The sequence below is a fragment of the Acinetobacter sp. YWS30-1 genome (genome assembly GCF_033558715.1).
Taxonomy (GTDB): Bacteria; Pseudomonadota; Gammaproteobacteria; order Pseudomonadales; family Moraxellaceae; genus Acinetobacter.
The window spans coordinates 413,957-432,145 of the sequence record NZ_CP114606.1; the positions used below are offsets into that span (position 1 = coordinate 413,957).

The 18,189-nt window shown below is 43.5% G+C and carries 20 protein-coding genes; 5 read left to right on the plus strand and 15 right to left on the minus strand.

Features of this window, described 5'->3' with window-relative positions; translation table 11 throughout:
- Window positions 1-21 precede the first annotated feature (21 nt).
- Together O4M77_RS01945 and O4M77_RS01950 are read left to right on the plus strand one after the other, a co-directional pair.
- Complete coding sequence (locus O4M77_RS01945; protein WP_034702346.1) at window positions 22-645, plus strand: MotA/TolQ/ExbB proton channel family protein; 624 nt, start codon at window positions 22-24, stop codon at window positions 643-645.
- Window positions 645-1,049 carry an ExbD/TolR family protein gene (locus tag O4M77_RS01950; RefSeq protein ID WP_004781905.1) on the plus strand — a complete coding sequence of 135 codons (405 nt, stop codon included), beginning with the start codon at window positions 645-647 and terminating at the stop codon, window positions 1,047-1,049. Before O4M77_RS01945 ends, O4M77_RS01950 begins: the two co-directional genes overlap by 1 nt.
- 89 nt (window positions 1,050-1,138) lie before the next feature.
- Here the strand turns inward: O4M77_RS01950 and msrA are convergent, their stop codons facing one another.
- The 6 genes from msrA to O4M77_RS01980 form a co-directional block, all read right to left on the minus strand.
- Window positions 1,139-1,663 carry a peptide-methionine (S)-S-oxide reductase MsrA gene (gene msrA, locus O4M77_RS01955; protein WP_004781907.1) on the minus strand — a complete coding sequence of 175 codons (525 nt, stop codon included), beginning with the start codon at window positions 1,661-1,663 and terminating at the stop codon, window positions 1,139-1,141.
- A 98-nt stretch (window positions 1,664-1,761) separates the two neighbouring features.
- Entirely contained in the window at window positions 1,762-2,223 is a 462-nt protein-coding gene (locus tag O4M77_RS01960; protein ID WP_180057617.1) for an META domain-containing protein, read from the minus strand.
- A gap of 103 nt (window positions 2,224-2,326) precedes the next feature.
- Window positions 2,327-3,373, minus strand: coding sequence for a DUF4105 domain-containing protein (locus O4M77_RS01965; RefSeq protein WP_180057614.1), 1,047 nt, complete (start codon window positions 3,371-3,373; stop codon window positions 2,327-2,329).
- A 26-nt stretch (window positions 3,374-3,399) separates the two neighbouring features.
- Window positions 3,400-3,912: a trimethoprim-resistant dihydrofolate reductase DfrA40 gene (gene dfrA40, locus O4M77_RS01970; RefSeq protein WP_180057611.1), complete on the minus strand. Its 513-nt coding sequence runs from the start codon at window positions 3,910-3,912 to the stop codon at window positions 3,400-3,402.
- 98 nt (window positions 3,913-4,010) lie between these two features.
- A complete protein-coding gene (thyA, locus tag O4M77_RS01975; protein ID WP_180010908.1) occupies window positions 4,011-4,853 on the minus strand; it encodes a thymidylate synthase in 843 nt (280 codons plus the stop codon).
- Window positions 4,854-5,024: 171 nt separating this feature from the next.
- Window positions 5,025-5,516, minus strand: coding sequence for a lipocalin family protein (locus O4M77_RS01980; RefSeq protein ID WP_179992413.1), 492 nt, complete (start codon window positions 5,514-5,516; stop codon window positions 5,025-5,027).
- 388 nt (window positions 5,517-5,904) lie between these two features.
- On the opposite strand from O4M77_RS01980, the gene O4M77_RS01985 reads away from it, so the two are divergent.
- Window positions 5,905-6,450 (plus strand): CHAP domain-containing protein, encoded by a 546-nt coding sequence (locus O4M77_RS01985; protein WP_166136276.1) that lies wholly within the window; start codon window positions 5,905-5,907, stop codon window positions 6,448-6,450.
- 49 nt (window positions 6,451-6,499) lie between these two features.
- Here the strand turns inward: O4M77_RS01985 and O4M77_RS01990 are convergent, their stop codons facing one another.
- The 3 genes from O4M77_RS01990 to lgt all read right to left on the minus strand — a co-directional run bounded on the left by O4M77_RS01990 (window position 6,500) and on the right by lgt (window position 8,173).
- Window positions 6,500-6,886 carry a hypothetical protein gene (locus O4M77_RS01990; protein ID WP_312208840.1) on the minus strand — a complete coding sequence of 129 codons (387 nt, stop codon included), beginning with the start codon at window positions 6,884-6,886 and terminating at the stop codon, window positions 6,500-6,502.
- Window positions 6,879-7,271 carry a hypothetical protein gene (locus O4M77_RS01995; RefSeq protein WP_034169880.1) on the minus strand — a complete coding sequence of 131 codons (393 nt, stop codon included), beginning with the start codon at window positions 7,269-7,271 and terminating at the stop codon, window positions 6,879-6,881. The genes O4M77_RS01990 and O4M77_RS01995 overlap by 8 nt, the downstream gene beginning before the upstream one ends.
- 89 nt (window positions 7,272-7,360) lie before the next feature.
- Complete coding sequence (lgt, locus tag O4M77_RS02000) at window positions 7,361-8,173, minus strand: prolipoprotein diacylglyceryl transferase (RefSeq protein ID WP_180033533.1); 813 nt, start codon at window positions 8,171-8,173, stop codon at window positions 7,361-7,363.
- Window positions 8,174-8,266: 93 nt separating this feature from the next.
- Here lgt and O4M77_RS02005 point away from each other — a divergent pair, with 93 nt between their 5' ends.
- On the plus strand, window positions 8,267-9,049 hold the full coding sequence (locus O4M77_RS02005) for an NRDE family protein (RefSeq protein WP_180032210.1): 783 nt from the start codon (window positions 8,267-8,269) through the stop codon (window positions 9,047-9,049).
- A 113-nt stretch (window positions 9,050-9,162) separates the two neighbouring features.
- The gene (locus tag O4M77_RS02010; protein ID WP_180032208.1) at window positions 9,163-10,044 is read left to right on the plus strand and encodes a permease; all 882 of its coding nucleotides are present in this window, start codon (window positions 9,163-9,165) and stop codon (window positions 10,042-10,044) included.
- Window positions 10,045-10,210: 166 nt separating this feature from the next.
- Here O4M77_RS02010 and rdgB read toward each other — a convergent pair whose 3' ends face one another.
- The 6 genes from rdgB to O4M77_RS02040 form a co-directional block, all read right to left on the minus strand.
- Window positions 10,211-10,837, minus strand: a complete 627-nt coding sequence (gene rdgB / locus O4M77_RS02015; protein WP_180138092.1) for an RdgB/HAM1 family non-canonical purine NTP pyrophosphatase — start codon at window positions 10,835-10,837, stop codon at window positions 10,211-10,213.
- Window positions 10,838-10,941: 104 nt separating this feature from the next.
- Window positions 10,942-11,532 (minus strand): tetratricopeptide repeat protein, encoded by a 591-nt coding sequence (locus tag O4M77_RS02020; RefSeq protein WP_166136288.1) that lies wholly within the window; start codon window positions 11,530-11,532, stop codon window positions 10,942-10,944.
- Window positions 11,529-12,122 carry a methionine biosynthesis protein MetW gene (gene metW, locus O4M77_RS02025; RefSeq protein ID WP_004781976.1) on the minus strand — a complete coding sequence of 198 codons (594 nt, stop codon included), beginning with the start codon at window positions 12,120-12,122 and terminating at the stop codon, window positions 11,529-11,531. The genes O4M77_RS02020 and metW overlap by 4 nt, the downstream gene beginning before the upstream one ends.
- Window positions 12,122-13,282, minus strand: a complete 1,161-nt coding sequence (gene metX, locus O4M77_RS02030) for a homoserine O-succinyltransferase MetX (RefSeq protein ID WP_034704397.1) — start codon at window positions 13,280-13,282, stop codon at window positions 12,122-12,124. Before metX ends, metW begins: the two co-directional genes overlap by 1 nt.
- 112 nt (window positions 13,283-13,394) lie before the next feature.
- Window positions 13,395-15,092: a 2-isopropylmalate synthase gene (gene leuA / locus O4M77_RS02035; protein ID WP_034704399.1), complete on the minus strand. Its 1,698-nt coding sequence runs from the start codon at window positions 15,090-15,092 to the stop codon at window positions 13,395-13,397.
- 464 nt (window positions 15,093-15,556) lie between these two features.
- Complete coding sequence (locus O4M77_RS02040) at window positions 15,557-17,875, minus strand: TonB-dependent siderophore receptor (protein ID WP_323713749.1); 2,319 nt, start codon at window positions 17,873-17,875, stop codon at window positions 15,557-15,559.
- Window positions 17,876-18,189 lie beyond the last annotated feature (314 nt).

The window sequence follows — 18,189 nt, forward strand, 5'->3', positions numbered from 1 at the left end:
TAACCCATTAGGAGTTCGAATATGAACTTTTCAGTTTATTGGCAACACGCTGATGCAGTCAGTAAAACACTGTATTTCGTGTTATTGGCAATGTCGATTGCGACATGGACCATTTTTGTGCTGCGTTTGATGGGCACTCGCCAACTTAAACAGATTGCCTATGCTCAATTATCTAAAGCATTAGGACAATTGAAAAATAAAATGACTCCTTTGGCATTTGAACAACGTAAAGCTGTAGCTGAGCAGGCTTTATTGCGTCAGATCGCATTAGAAAAAGGTAATGCGGAAAAAGGTGTATCTGTCTTGGGTACCATCGCTTCAATTTCACCCTTTGTCGGTCTGTTCGGTACAGTATGGGGGATCTTCCACGCACTGGTTGCCGTGGGTAAGAGCGGTCAGGCAGGTCTGGCACAAGTAGCCACTCCCGTGGGTGAAGCGCTGATCATGACCGGTCTGGGTCTGGCTGTGGCGATTCCTGCAGTACTTGCATATAACATCTGTGTACGTGTCAACCGTACTTTAAGCAATGAACTGCAAGACCATGCGCATAGCTTATTGATTGATACCATGTTGCAGCAGGACTCTTCTGCAAAGAAGGCTGATGCGAAAGTAACACAAGACAGTTTAGTTGGAGGTCAAGCTTAATGGCTTTTCAATTGGGTGAAGACAACGATACAGGCATGAATGAGATGAATCTCATTCCCCTGATCGACATTATGTTGGTATTGATGATCATCTTTCTGGTGACAGCGACCGTTGCGAACCCATCAATTCCATTAACCTTGCCGCAAACCACTGCAGAAATTATTGACCTGCCACCTGAAAATGTCACCATCAGCATCAATGCCAAAGGTGATGTAGCGTGGAATGGTGATGTACTGACCCTGGATCAACTTGAAACCCGTTTCAATGAGGCGAGCCAGGCACAGCGTCAACCGACCATCGTATTGAAAGCAGATAAAGAATCACGTTATGACACCGTTGCTCAAGTGATGTCACGCGCGAGTGGAGCCGGACTCAGCGATATTGCCTTTGCAACTGATAACTAATTTTTTACTCTCAATGAAAAAAGCGACTGATCTCAGTCGCTTTTTTATTACCTTAATTTAAGAGGGCATTTGATCAAGCCGCATCCAGATTAATGAGTTTTGAGCAGCGTCATAAACTTATGTTGTAATTTGTTCAGCTTGGGCGGAATCGCGAAATTACAGTAGCCCTGATTCGGATTCTTGGCAAAGAAATTCTGGTGATATTCTTCGGCAGGGTAGAAAGTCGGTGCAGGGCTAAGTTCAGTCACAATATTCAATCCTTCAGCTTTCAATGAGTCTATTGTGAGCTGTGCAGTTTCTTTCTGCTCATCATTAAAATAATAAATTACAGAACGATATTGCGTGCCGACATCATTGCCCTGACGGTTTAATGTCGTTGGATCATGGGTTGCGAAAAAGACTTCGAGCAACTGACTATACGTAATCTGATTTTCATCGAAATCGATCAGGATCACTTCGGCATGATTGGTATCACCGCCGCAGACTTGCTCATAGGTCGGATTAGGATTTTGTCCACCCGCATAGCCGCTGACGACCTTCTGTACGCCCTGAAGCTGTAAAAATACTGCTTCGGTACACCAAAAGCATCCACCACCAAATAGTGCTTGTTGCATGGTTAAGTCCTCATCATTGTAGAGTGCTGATTATTGAATGTTCATATGAGTATGAAAGATATAAAGCCTGCACGACACAGGTTTTTTGTAGTCAAAACTTAGCGAGGCTGTACTGCACTTTCTAACTGAATGAGTAAATTGCCATGACGGTCCATTAATTTCAGGGTTTTACCATAGACCTGATAATGAGTCACTTTGCTCAGTGTCTCCTTAAATTTCTGATCCAGACCTGCATTATCCAGACAAGCCATTTCGGTACTCGCCATCTGGCTTAAGTTAAGGGTGTCTTTGCCGGCAGTGTAGCTGCCCATGATACGGTTACAGCCATCTGCGCCAGACACGCGTTGAGTCGCTGCATCGAATTGCAGACTTGGAATATTGCGTGTTGTCGGTGTTGTAGTAATTTCGGTATTACCAATCTGGTTCACAATCCAGGTACGATTTTGCAGGAGCTGTAAATTATTTTCAGTTTTGACTGATGAGGTACTAGGTACGGTTTCACAACCTGATATAGCAAAGACTGAACCTAAAATCATGATTGCTGTTAATTTTTTTAGCATGAGAGAGACTCTAATTCTGAGTTAGCTATTTGTATATAAACAAAAAAATGCAATATATGCCAGTTGATTTTGTATCTTTCTTTAAGTTGGATAGCTTAGAAAATTATCTGGAACTCGGCTCAGGTAGGCCTTGACGCAGGCGTTGTGAATACTCCTGACTGGAGATCTGACCGATATCTTTAACCCGTGGATTAACGTGTGCACGCTGATACCAGGTTTGTATATCCCAGCGCTGATCTAGCGCTTTTAAATCATATAGATAATCGGGTAAATATCCAGAAGCCAGCAGACGGTAATCTGAAGGAAGCTGTTGTTGAGATACTGCCTGAGCCATATCAAAGACCAGCGTCGTGCAGTTACTGCTCAAGGTGTTATACCATTTAGGTTCTTTGGCCAGTTCATCAGCCTTACGCAGATATTCTTTAAATAGGGCCTGAGCTTCTGCTTGCGGCATTTTGACCGGAAAAAAGTAAACCTGCTCACCACGAATATTGCTACGCGTATATACAATATCTTTCTCATCTGAGGCGACCAAACTCAGTTCATATTTTCGGAAGAAGCCACCAATAGCAGAAAATTTCTCATCCTTTTCTTTGCGAATTTCGATCGAGAAGGCGAGCGGTTTCTGATTGGCAAAATCAAAACTGACCAGCGTATGGGCAATTTTAGGTCCCATCCAGTAAGAGGTAATAATGTTTACCCCGGTAATGTCGTTTAGATCAAAACTCCGGCTTTCCCAGCGTTCAGTATATTGACCCTCTGCTTGCCAGTCAAAATTACGGATATTGTGCAAGGTGACTTGATTGCCTTGCTGCTCATAGGAGAGCAGTCGGGAAACTTCAGGATTCCAGTCACGATCCTGACGAGGTTCTATGCTTAAATAAGCCAGTAAGCTGACCAGAAAGGCTAGCAGATAAAGCACTGTATCCACCTGGCGGGAAATCAGATGCTTGGTGAAATAAATGCCCAAGACCACACAGGCAAATAGAAGCCAGAGACCGATCAGAATGATGCTGCCAATTTTACCCAAGGGTTGTTGCACCCAGAGCATCAGGCTCAGCCAAAGACTTGAACACAGGACAAATACACTAAACAGACTCCCTAATAACCACAGGCTCCAATGCTTTTCTGAATTTTCTTGTCCTTGCATGTTCAATCTTTTATAGAAAATAGGCTTTATTTTCTGTATGTTGCGAACTCAAATGCAATACCGGTTTTGTCATCGATATGTTGTTCTGATGCAACTTTTTTGAACTCGGCTGGAATTTCCGGATAGTAGGCGTGACCCTGTACATCCAGTTCAACATGGGTCAGTTCCAGACGATCAGCGATCTCCAGAGTCTGTTTAAAGATTTCCCCACCGCCAATGATAAAAATAGCATTCGGTTTTTCTGAAGTCTGCACATCGGCCACGGCTTGAGTCAAGGCATCTTCAATCGTATGCGCGACTTTGACGCCTTCAAAAGACCAGTCAGGATCGCGGGTAATCACCCAGTTCACACGTTTAGGCAGCGCACGGCCCATCGACTCAAGCGTTTTACGGCCCATGACAATCACGCCACCCTGGGTAATTTCCTTAAAGTGCTTGAGATCTGCTGAGATATGCCAAGGCAGATCATTGTCTTTACCAATACAGCGCTGCTGATCCATTGCCACGACATGAACGACTTCTAAATCCTGAAATGCCATACCCATACTCAAAAACAGATAAAAATTATTGCTATTAAAATGCAAAATCCCACTTTAAGCAAAGTGGGATTTGAATATTTTCCGGGGCTTAACCAGAATTAAACTGCAACTGGTGCTTTAATTCCTGGATGTGATTCATAACCCACAATTTCAATATCTTCAAATTTGAAATCAAACAAGTCTTTAACTTCAGGATTCAGTTTTAACTGGCACAGGCCTAAAGGCTCACGACTGAGTTGAAGTTTGGCCTGTTCAAAATGATTGGCATATAAATGCGTATCACCACCCGTCCAGACAAAATCACCGACATCCAGATCACACACCTGTGCAATCATATGAGTCAATAGAGCATAGCTAGCAATATTAAACGGAACGCCAAGGAAAACGTCAGCACTACGTTGATAAAGCTGGCAAGACAATTTGCCATTATGTACAAAGAACTGGAACAGGGTATGGCAAGGCGGTAAAGCCACCTGACTCGCTTCATTTGGATTCCAGCCAGACACAATCAGACGGCGTGAATTAGGATTAGTCTTGATTTCATTGATCAGCCATTTGATCTGGTCAAAACCATCCTGATTGTAGCTGCCATCCGTATTTTGAGTAGCACCAAAATTACGCCACTGATGGCCGTAGACTGGACCGAGTTCACCTTCTGGACGACCAAAACGCGCGGTCTGTTCCGCAGTTGCCCATTCATCCCAGATGGTCACTTTATTATCCTGAAGATACTTTACATGGGTATCGCCTTTCAGGAACCACAGCAGTTCAATCACGATCGAACGGAAATGAACTTTTTTAGTGGTGAGTAAAGGGAAGCCCTTGGAAAGATCAAAGCGCATCTGATGACCAAATACCGAGCGTGTACCTGTGCCGGTACGGTCGCCTTTATCGCCGCCGTTGTCGAGGATATGTTGTAAAAGGTCAAGATATTGGCGCATAGGTCTCTCTTAAAATCTGTTGCAAATTGCTTTTCTTTGAATTGGGCAATTTAAAATTGCGCTCATCATAACATTTTTTTTGAGCACTTCCGCATAGCAGTGAAAATGATTAAACATAAGAGAAAAGGGCATAAAAAAGCATCCATGATGGATGCTTTTTTATCATCTTTTTTAAGCTGTTGGCTTACCGGTATGTACCGTATGGATCAGATCAGACAGGTCATAACCCAGAGATTTAGCATAGGCCAGATATTCCTGTTTGGTTGCTTCATCCAGTGTCGGCTTACGATGCAGGAGCCATAGATATTTCATGTTTGGCTCACCAACCAATGCAGTTTCATAATTGTCATCCAGTTTGAGAATCCAGTAATCCCCTTTGGTAAAAGGTACCCAGCGCAAACCTTCAGGCAAGAAACTGACTTCCAGTTTCCCATGCTCAGCATCCACAATGGTGGCTTCCCCAATAGATTCATCCAGTTTGCCCGCACCATCTAGACAACGGTTCTGGACGCGGACTGTGCCATTTTCATTCAGGCTGTAGGCTGCGGAAATATCAGTACTGTCTTCAGGTTGGTGTTTCATAGGCAGACGGGCAATTTCGTACCAGATCCCTAAATATTGTTCTAAATTGAAATTTGAAATAGTCTTTACATCATGACTCATATTTTTCTTCCTCATCATCTCAATTTAAATTTACTAAATCAGTCTAATACGAGAGTTGTTAGCCGGAATGATGTAATCCTGTAGTGAAATGTTGACTTTATTATCGTGAGTAAAATTACAGATTTAGTCATAAAGGCACTCAAATATTGATTTAGAAATAGTCTGAGCAGGATCGGTAATAAATTTGAAAAGTGGTGAATTTATAACTTTTTTGTGAAAATTGTAAATTTTATAAATATAAAAGAAATAACAAGTTAAGTAAAATTAAATAAATATGGAAAAATATATTTACATTTTTAACGTGAAAAGTAACATTTAAGCGTCTAGTATTCACCGCGTGTTGAAGATTTGAAAGCCAAACTTACAGGCGAGGAGTACTTGGTCCAATATGATTTATGATCATCAAGTGAATATGAGCGAAGTGCATGCTCCTGTTCAAGCGAACGTCATAATTCGTTCCCAATCGGGACAAAATTCCAAACGTCAGCCTCAGCGCTATACCTCTGTGTCAGCTCGTAACAAAAGCTCTGAATCTCGCAAGACTTTTAGTGCAATGAACGGCCAGCGTTTCGATATTGAAAAATTCACCAGCTACCTGCAAGGCATTACCCGCAGTACCAGTACACAGAAATGTGCACGCAGTATTCGCGTCGGTTTGCAGTCTTCAGGCGCAAAAATTGTGAATCATCCTGTTGCCGCAGCTGACTGGGGCAATACCCTCCAGCAATTAGGCTATCGAAAAATCAACCTGTCTTTTGACCGTCCGAAAAAAGGTGATATCTACATTATCGACCGGACTTCACAGCATCAGTATGGTCATATTGCAGCATATTCTGGTTCGGCCTGGGTTTCTGATTTTAAACAGAATGGCTATGCGGTCTATCGTAATTCCGATGTGAAATATACGTATTACCGTCTAGATTCATATCTTTAAATCAGACGCTGAAAATTTCAGAACTTAAAAATGAAAGTCGCGAAATGGTTCAATCTTCGAAGCGTTTCGCACGTTTATTATAAATCGACAAGATAAACAGTCCAATCGCCACAAAACCCAAGCATTGTAGACCTAGCGCTATAGTTTCCCAGATCTCACCCGTTTTAGGTAAATAACCGATCAGGCTAATTACTGCCACAATCGGAATCGCCATCGTTAAAGCACGAAAACCTTCGGCATAAGGATTTTCAGGAGCAAGCTTTAATCTGAATTCACGCAAGACGTGCATCAGCATTCCAATCGCCAGACTGATTCCAACAAATATCGAACCCAGTTTCGTTACAGTCGATGCTATGTAAATTACGATACATACCGCAATAATAATGATGAGCTTGAGCTGACGGTTGCAGCGTTCGGAGTACCAGAACTCAAGCATGTGGGGAACCTGAATCCGACTTGTTCTGATTAAGCAAAGACAGAGGCGAAAACAGGCAGATTGTCAAAGCCATAAAGGCAATTCCCTGAGCGCCTGGCAGCAAGATTTCACCCTGTTTCATGTTCATAAAAATCAGGCTGATTAATAAGGCAATCGGAATCCAGGTCAGGACACGATAGAACAGGCCAGTCGGATTTTTTGCTGCGAAATGAATTTTGCAGTAACGACAAATCAGAAAAATAATTCCGGTACCGGCAAACATCAGGATGGCATCTAAAGGCAAAGGTTCCATCCAGTACAGACCTACGGCAATTGCAGCAATCACAACAAAGAACAGCAGTTTTTTCAGGAGCGACACCTGCGGATTGAACCAGAACTCAAGCATGATGATGTATGAACAGAAAAGATAAAAAGCACTTTAGCATATTTTAAATATAAAAAAGCGAGGCAGATGCCTCGCAATATTTAGGAAAATTATCCGTTATTTTTCTGTGGACCCCAGTCATAAACTTTCTTCTGATAGGCATACCAAAGCATCCACAGACCAACCAGGATCATTGGCAGGCTCAGGAATTGTCCTTTACTCATCCAACCAATAAATAGCTGACCATTATCCGGTTCACGGAAGAACTCGACGATAAAACGGGCTAGACCATAGCCGGTCAGGAATACCGCAGAAACTGCCATACGTGGACGTGGCTTGCTACTAAACCACCACAGTACGATAAACAGAATCAAGCCTTCACAGAGCGCCTGATACAGTTGTGAGGGATGACGTACCAGCTGCAGCGGATCGGTTGGGAAAATCATGCCCAAGGCAAAATTTGGATCAGTGACTTGACGACCATAGAGTTCACCACCAATAAAGTTACCAATTCGGCCAAACATCAGGCCTGTCGGAACGCAGGGCGCAATAAAGTCCAGTGTCTGGAACCAGGCCATCTTATATTTCTTGCACCACCACAACATGGCCAGGATTACGCCGAGGAAGCCGCCGTGGAAACTCATCCCACCGGTCCAGATCTGGAACAGCCAGAGTGGATTTTCCAAAAACTGAGAAAAACCGTAGAATAAAACATAACCGACCCGGCCGCCGATGATCACACCCAAAGCCCCAAAGAAAATCAGATCCGAGACCATATCTGGTGTCCAGCCGCGTTGTTTAGCGCGATAAGTCGCCAGTCCCCAGGCAAATAAAAAAGCCAAGAGATACATCAGTCCATACCAGTGGACTTGCAAAGGCCCGAGCGAAATTGCAACGGGATCTATGTTTGGATAGGTGAGCATTCCTGTTCCTTGTGATTCTGTTTTGCACAGATTTTAGCTGAAAGCGAAGAAAATTGTTGTACATTCAATGTGTAAAGATCGAGAGCATCAATTATGTGTATTGTGGCACTGGCTTGGCGAGTTCTGGATGAAACGCCTTTATGTCTGATTTCAAATCGTGATGAGTTCTATCAACGTCCAACACAGGCATTATATGAATGGGAGAACAGTCCGATTATTGCCGGGCAGGATCTGCAGTCTGGTGGTACTTGGATGGGTATAACTGCTTCAGGACGATGGGCAGTGATTACCAATTTCAGGGATGGTAATGACAAGAATAACTACCCAACTTCACGTGGACATATCATTCAGCATTTTCTGGAATCTGAATTGAAACCTATCCGGTTTGCTCAAGAGTTGGAAAAACGTCAATGTGATTATGCGGGCTTTAACCTGTTTGTCGGTGATCGTGATCAAGCCGTCTATATGAGTAATCGTGGTGAGGCGCCACAAGTACTGGCACATGGGGTATATGTAGTCTCAAATGGCCTAATGAGCGAAGACTGGCAAAAGACCAGGCATTTGCGCAAGCGCTTTACTCAGGAGCTTCTGCCGATGCTTCAACAGAACAACATTCCACAAGCAGACATTTATCATGCTGCCTGGGATATTCTGGAAGATGAGCGTAAAGTGATTCCGGCACTATTGCCCAAAACCGGAATTAACGAGGAGATGGAAGAACTCCTATCATCTACATTTATTCAGAGTCCGGTCTACGGCACACGTTGTTCCAATTTTCTAAGATTGCATCAGCAGCATTGGCAATGGCTGGAAAAATCCCAGCAGGGAGAGAGTGCAGGGCAGATCGTAGAAAAAGTCATTCAGATCATTGTATAAATAATAGTATTCATGATGATCTTGATAAAAAGCTTAGTTTAAACAGTGAACTCTGAGAGTAGATAGGTGTGCTAGGATAAAGCCCATCTATCTATGCAATTTTCAGCTCTCCTATGGCACTGCTCCTTCCGCTTATTTCATTTCTGATTGGATTCTGGGGCGTTCATTATTTAAAGTCGATCCGTCCATTCATGGCGGCCTTGCTGGCACGTCTTTTGATTCCCTTGATTGTCATTTACAACATGGTGTTTTATAAGCCGGGCAGTCTGTGGCTGATCGGTTTTAGTATCTTTAGCTCACTGTTTCTGTTTAGCCTGTTCTTTCTTTTCTCCAAAGATAAGTTGCGGGCATTATGTTTTAGTTATTTAAACGGGGTCTGGCTCGGCTTTCCTTTTGCCTTAGCTGTATTTGGTCCGGATGCCTTAAATACCATTGTGGCTCTTTATATTGGCGGTTCTTTATTTGGCAATGTCAGTGCTGTAGTCGCTGTTAGTCCTGATAAACAGGATCCCCAATTCATTATTAAAAATATGCTGAAATCCCCGCCAGTGATTGCGCTTTCTATTGCAGCGATTTTGTCCTTCTGGGATTTTACTACCTATGAAGCGCATCCGCTGATTCAATGGGGCTATGCCACGAACAAGTTTCTAGTGACTTTTGCCGGTATGTGTATTCTGGGAATGTGGTTGAGTAAAGTCAGGATTCAACTGAGTGATTTAAAACGTAGTTTGATCTTGATCAGCGGTCGTTTTGTGCTAGCTCTAGGTCTGGCAGCAGGGGCTTATTTCTTATTACCGATTCCACATCAAGCCCTGATCTATGCTGTGATGATGATGTATTTCCTGCTTCCACCCGCCGCGAATATTGTGGCACTGGAAACCCATTATCAGGGCACAGGTTATTCAGCGAAATATATTGCCTCAGGAACGATTGCGAGTGCAATTTTGATTGGGGTGTATGGGATGGTGGTACATGCGGTGGTGCCAACGTTATGAAAGTTCCCTCTCCTTGTAGGAGAGGGTTAGGGAGAGGTAATTTACTATTTAAATCCCTCCCAACCTCCCTTTGAAAAAGGGAGGGGCTCCTTCTCCCCAAGGGTGAGGAAATGGCCTCCCTCTAACTCCCTCCTAAAAGGAGGGAGGACTCCTTTAGGAATTAGATTTATTTTTCCAAACTCGCCTTAAACAGTTTCATCGCCTGACCACGATGGCTGATTTTATTTTTCTCTTCCTTGCTCATTTCTGCGCTGGAAATTCCTAGTTCTGGTAACCAGAACAATGGATCATAACCAAAGCCATTTTCACCGCGTGCTGCTTCCAGAATTTCACCTTTCCAGATGCCCTGGAAGATTTGTGGTAATGGGTCTTCGGCATGTTGAACTAAGGCCAGTACACACACAAACATGCCTTCAATCGGTTCACCGTCTTTACGCAGTGGTTTCAGGTCAGCCAGTAATTTTTCGTTGTTCGCTGCATCATCACCATGTTCACCCGCATAACGTGCAGAGTAAATTCCAGGTGCACCGCCCAGAACTGGTACACAAATCCCTGAATCATCAGCAATCGCAGGTTTGCCAGAAATACGTGAGGCATGACGTGCCTTGATAATGGCATTTTCAACAAAGCTCAAACCATCTTCAATTGCGTCTTCAATATTCAGCTGACCTTGAGGAATCACTTCAACCGGAAGTTTAAGCTCAGCAAACATCTTTTCGAATTCTGCAATCTTGCCCTTATTATTACTTGCCAATACCAGTGTGCCTTGGGAGAGCCAGTCAGTTGAAGTCATATTAATTACTCATCTTTCAAATTACATATATGTAGTGTAGCAACTTGCTGCAGTTTTTAGGCCATAAAAAAAAGCACCCGAAGGCGCTCTTTTGCAGATCCAGCTTATTGTGCCTGAATCCAACGGTCTGCACGATCACGTGCTTGACGGATCTGTTCCTGGGTCAAGTTGGCTGCCAATGCAGTTTTTTTGCCTTCAGATAAAGTAATCACTTTATTGTCCAGCATGCCGTCACGGGTAGAGAGTTCATACCACTGATAAGCACCCATATAGTTTTTCTTTTTCTCTTCCATCATCGCCAGGTTAAAGCTGGCACGATTATCACCGCGGCTGGCTGCTTTTTCAAAGTACTGGCGAGCCAGTGTTTCATCTTTCTTGGTGCCAATACCATCTGCCAGCATACGGCCAACATTCAGTTGAGCCACTGCCAGACCTTGATCTGCTGCTGCTTTATACCAGGCAAAAGCCTGACGTTCATCTTTCTGAATGTCTTTACCATACTGGTATTTTGTTGCTAAATAAAATTGTGCACCAGGCTGACCTGCTTTAGCCGCTTTAGTCAGACTATGAATGTCCATTACTGAATATTGCGCTGCTTGGCTGGCCACAGAAGGCGTTGGTGCAACGTAATCGGCATGGGCCTGCATGCCAAAAAGTCCAGCCAGTAGCGTCGTACTTAATAATAATTTTTTCATAGAGCGCTCACTCGATAAATTGCGACTTCACCAAACAGATTTGGGAGATGTTTGCTAAGCAAACTATCTTCTTGATTCCCATTCACAGCGAGTCGATTAATAATTTTGATGTTGTTTTCCGCGCATAATGCTTCAAAGTCACGGAAGGTACATAGGTGAATATTCGGGGTGTTATACCACATATAGGGTAAGGCTTCCGAAACCGGCATTTTCCCTTTTAATGCCAAGAAAGAACGAGTCTTCCAGTGCGCAAAGTTTGGAAAGGTAATAATGGCCTGTTTCCCTACACGCACCATGTCACGCAATAATACGTCTGGTGCATCTACAGCTTGCAAAGCTTGTGCCATCACCACATAGTCAAAAGACTGGTCAGCAAAACGGCTTAAACCGAGGTTTAAGTCCTGCTGGATGATATTTAACCCGCGACTGATCGCAATTGCAATCTTTTCTTGATCAATTTCTAATCCATATGCACGAATATTGTGCTTTTTGCTCATATGGGCCAGCAGTTCGCCATCACCACAACCGAGGTCGAGGATACGTGAACCGGGCTTGATCCATTTCTCAGCAAGTTGTTGGTCAATACGCATTACACAGCCTCCTTCGGTGTTGATCGCAGATGTTCTTCACCGCCTAGAAAGGCGCGCAAGGATTTTACATACAGGGGAATCGGGAACAGGAAGGAGTCATGGCCTTGTTCAGCATCAATATCGACATAGCTGACCGGCTTATGATTGGTAATGAGGGCATCCACGATTTCAACAGAACGTGAAGGCGAGAAACGCCAATCGGTCGTGAAAGAAACTACTAGGAACTTACATTTGGTTTGTGCCATCGCTTTGACCAGTGACTGCTGATATTCACGTGAAGGATCAAAGTAGTCCAGTGCCTTGGTCATGATCAGGTAAGTGTTGGCATCAAAGTTACGGCTAAACTGTTCACCCTGGTAACGCAGATAGCTTTCGACCTGGAATTCTACATCGAAGCCATACATGAATTTGCCAGATTTTAAATCACGGCCAAATTTCTGCTTCATGGCTTCTTCAGACAGATAGGTAATATGACCGACCATACGTGCCAGAATCAGGCCACGTTTTGGATAGCTGTCATTTTCTAGATAACGGCCATGATGGAAGTCCGGATCTGACAGAATCGACTGACGCGCGACTTCGTTAAAGGCAATATTTTGTGCAGACAGTTTTGGTGCGCTGGCAATAATCACACATTTTTGCAGACGGTCCGGATAATCTACCGACCATTGCAAGGCCTGCATGCCCCCGAGTGAGCCGCCAATGATGGAATACCACACATCAATCCCCAGACGGTCAGACAGCATCGCCTGTGTTTTTACCCAGTCACGCACAGTGACTAGCGGAAAGTCTGGACCATATGGACGGTTATCATTTTCGGGATTAGGAGAGGTAGGACCAGTAGAACCATTACAACCGCCGATATTATTCAGCGCCACCACAAAGAATTTATTGGTATCGATTGCCTTGCCCGGGCCAATACAGGCATCCCACCAGCCTGGTTTTTTGTCATCTTCATGATGATAACCGGCAGCATGGTGATGGCCAGACAGGGCATGGCAGATCAAAATGGCATTGGACTTATCGGCATTCAGTTCGCCATAAGTTTCTACCATCAGTTCAAAACGTGGGAGGATGCGACCGCATTCAAGCTCTAACGGCTGTTCGAATTGGAACTTTTGTGGGACAACAAGGCCCACTGAGTCAGCTGGAAAAGACACGGGAATGATTCGCCTTAAATCTTTAGTATGAATAAATAAAAGGATACCATTTGCAGGTATCCTTCTAAAGTCTTTTTAATGCTATGAATTATTGCTAATTCAAATACCGGATTTAGACGGCAGCAGCAATCACCTGTTCAGTGCTTAACACATCCTGATCGATCAGACGGTTGGTACATGCAATAATTGCTTCAATCGAAGAGGTCACGATGTTGTCATGCACGCCCGCACCAAAGGCAGATTTACCTGTGCCTTTTACTTGAAGTTCAACCAATGCCAAGGCTTTGGCATGTGCACCTGAGCTGATGCTACGTTCTTCATAGTTCAAGACATCGATTGGCAATTGTAAAGCATCCAAGATTGCAGAGATCGGACCGTTACCTTCACCACGTAAGTGCTGGGTTTCACCATTGACTTCAATATCCAGCTCAATGACCTGATTGCCATTTTCATCTGACAATTTGTAGTTTTTGGCAGAGTAATGAGCATCTTTCGCGGCAACATACGTCTCTTTGAACAAGCTCCAGATCGCTTGTGCTGAAATCTCAGTACCATCTTCATCAGTTTTTTGCTGCACGATTTGCGAGAATTCGATCTGTAAACGACGTGGCAAGGTCACGTTGTAGTTCGATTCTAACAAGTAAGCGATACCGCCTTTACCAGACTGTGAGTTCACGCGAATGACAGCGTCATAGTCACGGCCCAAGTCTTTCGGATCGATCGGCAAGTATGGCATATCCCAGATTTCTTCGTTTTTCTGGAATTCGAAACCTTTTTTGATTGCATCCTGGTGTGAACCAGAGAATGCTGTGAACACCAAGTCACCCGCATATGGATGACGTGGGTGGACTGGCAAGCCCGTACATTCTTCAACAGTCGCAATGATTTCGTTGATGTTCGAGAAATCCAAGTTTGGCGCAACACCCTGGGTATACATGTTCAAGGCAATTGCCGCTACGTCCACGTTACCGGTACGCTCACCATTACCGAATACACAACCTTCAACACGGTCAGCACCGGCCATAATTGCTAATTCAGACGCTGCAATCCCACAGCCACGGTCATTATGGCAGTGAACTGAAATGATCACGCCGTCACGACGCTCGATGTTACGGTGCATCCATTCCACCTGATCGGCATATACGTTTGGTGTAGAGACTTCGACAGTGGCTGGCAAGTTCAAGATCACTTTGTTTTCTGGAGATGCTTCCCAGATTTCAGTCACAGCGTCGCAGACATCTTTGGCAACTTCTAATTCAGTTGCAGAGAAACATTCAGGACTGTACTGGAAGACAAATTCAGTTTCAGGCTGTTTTGCTGCGTATTCTTTCACTTTTTGCGCTGCATTTATCGCTAACTGTTTTGCACCTTCAACGTCTACGTTCAACACTTTTTGACGGAAGGTTGGAGAGTTAGAGTTGTAGATATGCACGATTGCGCGTTTCGCACCTTGTAAAGATTCAAAAGTACGTGCAATTAAATGGTCACGTGCCTGAACCAATACTTCGATGTAGACGTCATCCGGAATATGACCTTCTTCAATCAATTTACGAGTGAAGTCGAAATCAATTTGAGAGGCAGACGGGAAGCCGATTTCAATATGTTTGAAACCGATTTTTACCAACATCTGGAACATTTTGAACTTCTGCTCAATGTTCATTGGCTCGAAGATCGCCTGGTTACCATCACGCAGGTCAGTACTCATCCAGATTGGCGCTTTAGTAATTTCATTATTCGGCCATTGACGGTCTGGTAAGTCCACACGTTGATACATGCGACGGTATTTTTTACTTGGATCAGCCAACATCATGAGAGAGCTCCTTAGGTAGCCTGGCATACTTGCTTGGTGTAGCAGTTGCTCGGTCTACAGCATAGATTTTGTCTATATATTCGTTTACAGGCAGGTGAGGGTAAATTAGATCAATCCTGTCTTTTTTAAGTTTTGATCATCAGGATCAACCAGACACCTGCATGGTGAACCTATAATTAAATTTTAGTCCAGAAAACGTGAAAAGTTTTTGCTTTTTCTATGGATTTTAGTCGTATCTTAAAAAAGATTTTCTTATAAAGTTATTAATTGGAAAAATATTTCTATAATCTATTTTAATTTTGTTGGATTTTCCTGTAATTAAGCGATAAGGCTAAAATATTTCTTTATATAATAGCTTTGTTGGAAGTTCTTAAGCAATGCATACATGAAATCTTTCATATCAAAAAATAAAGGCTAGTTTGATGAATCCAGACTAGCCCTTAATATCATGAAGATTGCTCAGATCAGTATTTAAAATGCAGGCCTAAAACGGCACTGATGCCTTCTGCTTCAGTGGCATAGTGGGAAGAATAGGCTTTGGTAAAATAACGCGTATCGGACAGGTTATTGATATTCAGCTGTAAATCTACATTGGAGTTCACCTGATAACGTGCCATGGCATCGTAACGCACATAACCGGGAACAAATTTGGTATTGGCGGCATTGCCATAAATTTTATCCATTGCCACAGCACCGGCACCCAATGTCAGTTGAGGCATGACCTGATAGGTCGTCCATAGGGTTGCACTGTTTTCTGCTACGTTCTGAACCCGATTGCCATTGTTCGAGCTTGGTACATAGATGGGATCTGCTGTAGTTCCAATATTTTCAAAGCCACCATCAATCAGTTCACTATCCAAATAGGTATAGCCTGCGGAAATTGCCCATTTCTCGGTGACATTTCCATTGATACCCAGCTCAATCCCATCGACACGGGTCTCACCAATATTACGGGTGGTGCCATCAGCATCGGTGGCGCGGGTATTGGTCTTTTCAGTACGGAAAATGGCAGCCGTCAGATTCAGTTCATCTTCCAGAAGATCCCATTTAGTTCCCAGTTCCATGGTGCGAACTTTTTCAGCTTTTAAATTTTCAATAGCTGCGCTAATACTTTCAGAGCCATCACCGCCATCGATACCGACCGGATTTGAGGAAGTGGCATAGCTGACATAAATACTGCCATTTTCTCTTGGCTTAAAGACTAGACCTGCCTGATAATTAAAAAAGTCTTCTTCATTTTCGAGGGTCAGCTGATCACCTGGAACGGCGGTAATCGGCGTATTGTTTGCACCTGTCACCGCATTATTGAATCGTCCATAGGTCAAGGTTTGCTGGGTTTTATAATCATCCCAACGTACACCCAGATCCAGAATCCATTGTGGATGCAATTCGATACTGTCCAGTAAGTAGATCGACTTTGATTTGGTCTCGATACCATAACGGTCCGCACCATCTGTGCTAATTGTCCCCGTCCAGGCGCCCCGGTCTGGATTGTCTACAGAAGTACACCAACCTAAGGCCACATTGGCAGAAGTACCACAGGCCGCAAAAGAGCTTCCAGTAGCATTCAGACCATTAATAATATATTGGGTACGTTCGGTATCCTGATTTGAATATTCTGCACCTAGGTTAAAGCTGTGTTGAATAGCACCAGTATCAAATTTGCCTGTTAAAGCCAGTAGGTCAGTAAAGGTATCGGTATCTGCGATACGTGAATTGGCCCGCGCCCAGACATTGCCATTCAAAATGAAGTTCCCACGTGAATCATCGGGGTTGGTCCAGAGATAATCATTTTTAGAGCGGTTAAATACCGCCGTATTACTCAGAGTTAGATTGTCATTCAGGTTATGTTCCAATTTAAGGGTACCAATCTGGTTTTCCTGTTTCTGGAAATCACGATCTTTCCAGCCATAGTATTGGCCAGCTTTCACATCAATTGGTTTCCCATTGCCATTTAAAGCGACATTGGCATTGGTCGCTGCAAATGGATTGTTATAGGGAATGCCAGAGTCTGGAATATCATCAGTTCTTAGATAGTAATAACTGAAAGTACCACGCGTTGCGCTGTCCAGGCCGAAACTGAAGCTGGGTGCAATACCAGCACGTTTATATTCAGCACCGTCATGTTGACCCGCTTTTTCATTCTGGTGGCCCATGACCGCGATACGAGTCGCCATGCCATTGCCGAAGTCCTTGTTAGCATCCAGAGTGATACGTGCATACATATCTGTACCACCCGCAACAGAGCCTTCCAGCGCATCTCCCTTTTTCGCCACTTTGGAGATCATATTAATACTGCCACCCGTAGTGCCCGCACCGCCCATGGCAGAAGCAGAACCTTTGGTAACTTCGACCTGCTCAATGGCAAACATTTCTCGGTTTTGTGAAGTCGAATTTCGTACGCCATCGACGTACATCGAACTTTCCGAGTTATAGCCTCGAATAAAAGGCCGGTCCCCATTCGGATTGCCGCCTTCACCTGCGCCTAAAGTAATACCTGGTACGGTACGCAAAGCATCAGCCAGCGTAGTGACCTGCGTATCTTCAATCAGTTGTTGGGGAATCACGACCACAGATTTTGGCGTATCCAGGAGTGGCGCAACAAACTTGCTATTGGCTGACTGATCGACTTTTAGACCCGGCACGGGTTCAGCTTGTACTTCCTGATGAATGGTCTCAAGCTGCACCACATTTTCTTGTGCAATCGTGTGTGCAGATGCAAAAGAAAGGGAAGAAACGATGGCTGAAGAAACTATTTTTTTACGAGATTTTATATAACTCATAATCATTCTTTTTTATTTTTAAGTTTGGATTCGCAAATAATAATTATTATTGTTATCGTTGCTATCCTTCTTGCATTGATATTGGCAATGAACAAAATTTAATCAATTTAAAAAATAGATAGACTAGAGTGCGAACTGAGAATTAAAACCATGTTTTTAATATAGATTGATTAAATATGGATCTTATTTGGTTTTTATTGATAATAGCTATTGATAGATAAAGCTATGTTGAATTGCCTTTAAAGACGCTTCAAGGAGTTAAGGGTAAGATATTTAACTAATTTATTTTTCATTTTTATTTTCAATTAAATCCT

Excerpts from the sequence above, each read along its gene's own strand:
- O4M77_RS01945 (WP_034702346.1), top strand. The coding sequence starts at position 22 with ATGAACTTTTCAGTTTATTGGCAACACGCTGATGCAGTCAGTAAAACA.
- O4M77_RS01950 (WP_004781905.1), top strand. The coding sequence starts at position 645 with ATGGCTTTTCAATTGGGTGAAGACAACGATACAGGCATGAATGAGATG.
- msrA (WP_004781907.1), bottom strand. The coding sequence starts at position 1,663 with ATGCAACAAGCACTATTTGGTGGTGGATGCTTTTGGTGTACCGAAGCA.
- O4M77_RS01960 (WP_180057617.1), bottom strand. The coding sequence starts at position 2,223 with ATGCTAAAAAAATTAACAGCAATCATGATTTTAGGTTCAGTCTTTGCT.
- O4M77_RS01965 (WP_180057614.1), bottom strand. The coding sequence starts at position 3,373 with ATGCAAGGACAAGAAAATTCAGAAAAGCATTGGAGCCTGTGGTTATTA.
- dfrA40 (WP_180057611.1), bottom strand. The coding sequence starts at position 3,912 with ATGGCATTTCAGGATTTAGAAGTCGTTCATGTCGTGGCAATGGATCAG.
- thyA (WP_180010908.1), bottom strand. The coding sequence starts at position 4,853 with ATGCGCCAATATCTTGACCTTTTACAACATATCCTCGACAACGGCGGC.
- O4M77_RS01980 (WP_179992413.1), bottom strand. The coding sequence starts at position 5,516 with ATGAGTCATGATGTAAAGACTATTTCAAATTTCAATTTAGAACAATAT.
- O4M77_RS01985 (WP_166136276.1), top strand. The coding sequence starts at position 5,905 with ATGATTTATGATCATCAAGTGAATATGAGCGAAGTGCATGCTCCTGTT.
- O4M77_RS01990 (WP_312208840.1), bottom strand. The coding sequence starts at position 6,886 with ATGCTTGAGTTCTGGTACTCCGAACGCTGCAACCGTCAGCTCAAGCTC.
- O4M77_RS01995 (WP_034169880.1), bottom strand. The coding sequence starts at position 7,271 with ATGCTTGAGTTCTGGTTCAATCCGCAGGTGTCGCTCCTGAAAAAACTG.
- lgt (WP_180033533.1), bottom strand. The coding sequence starts at position 8,173 with ATGCTCACCTATCCAAACATAGATCCCGTTGCAATTTCGCTCGGGCCT.
- O4M77_RS02005 (WP_180032210.1), top strand. The coding sequence starts at position 8,267 with ATGTGTATTGTGGCACTGGCTTGGCGAGTTCTGGATGAAACGCCTTTA.
- O4M77_RS02010 (WP_180032208.1), top strand. The coding sequence starts at position 9,163 with ATGGCACTGCTCCTTCCGCTTATTTCATTTCTGATTGGATTCTGGGGC.
- rdgB (WP_180138092.1), bottom strand. The coding sequence starts at position 10,837 with ATGACTTCAACTGACTGGCTCTCCCAAGGCACACTGGTATTGGCAAGT.
- O4M77_RS02020 (WP_166136288.1), bottom strand. The coding sequence starts at position 11,532 with ATGAAAAAATTATTATTAAGTACGACGCTACTGGCTGGACTTTTTGGC.
- metW (WP_004781976.1), bottom strand. The coding sequence starts at position 12,122 with ATGCGTATTGACCAACAACTTGCTGAGAAATGGATCAAGCCCGGTTCA.
- leuA (WP_034704399.1), bottom strand. The coding sequence starts at position 15,092 with ATGATGTTGGCTGATCCAAGTAAAAAATACCGTCGCATGTATCAACGT.
- O4M77_RS02040 (WP_323713749.1), bottom strand. The coding sequence starts at position 17,875 with ATGAGTTATATAAAATCTCGTAAAAAAATAGTTTCTTCAGCCATCGTT.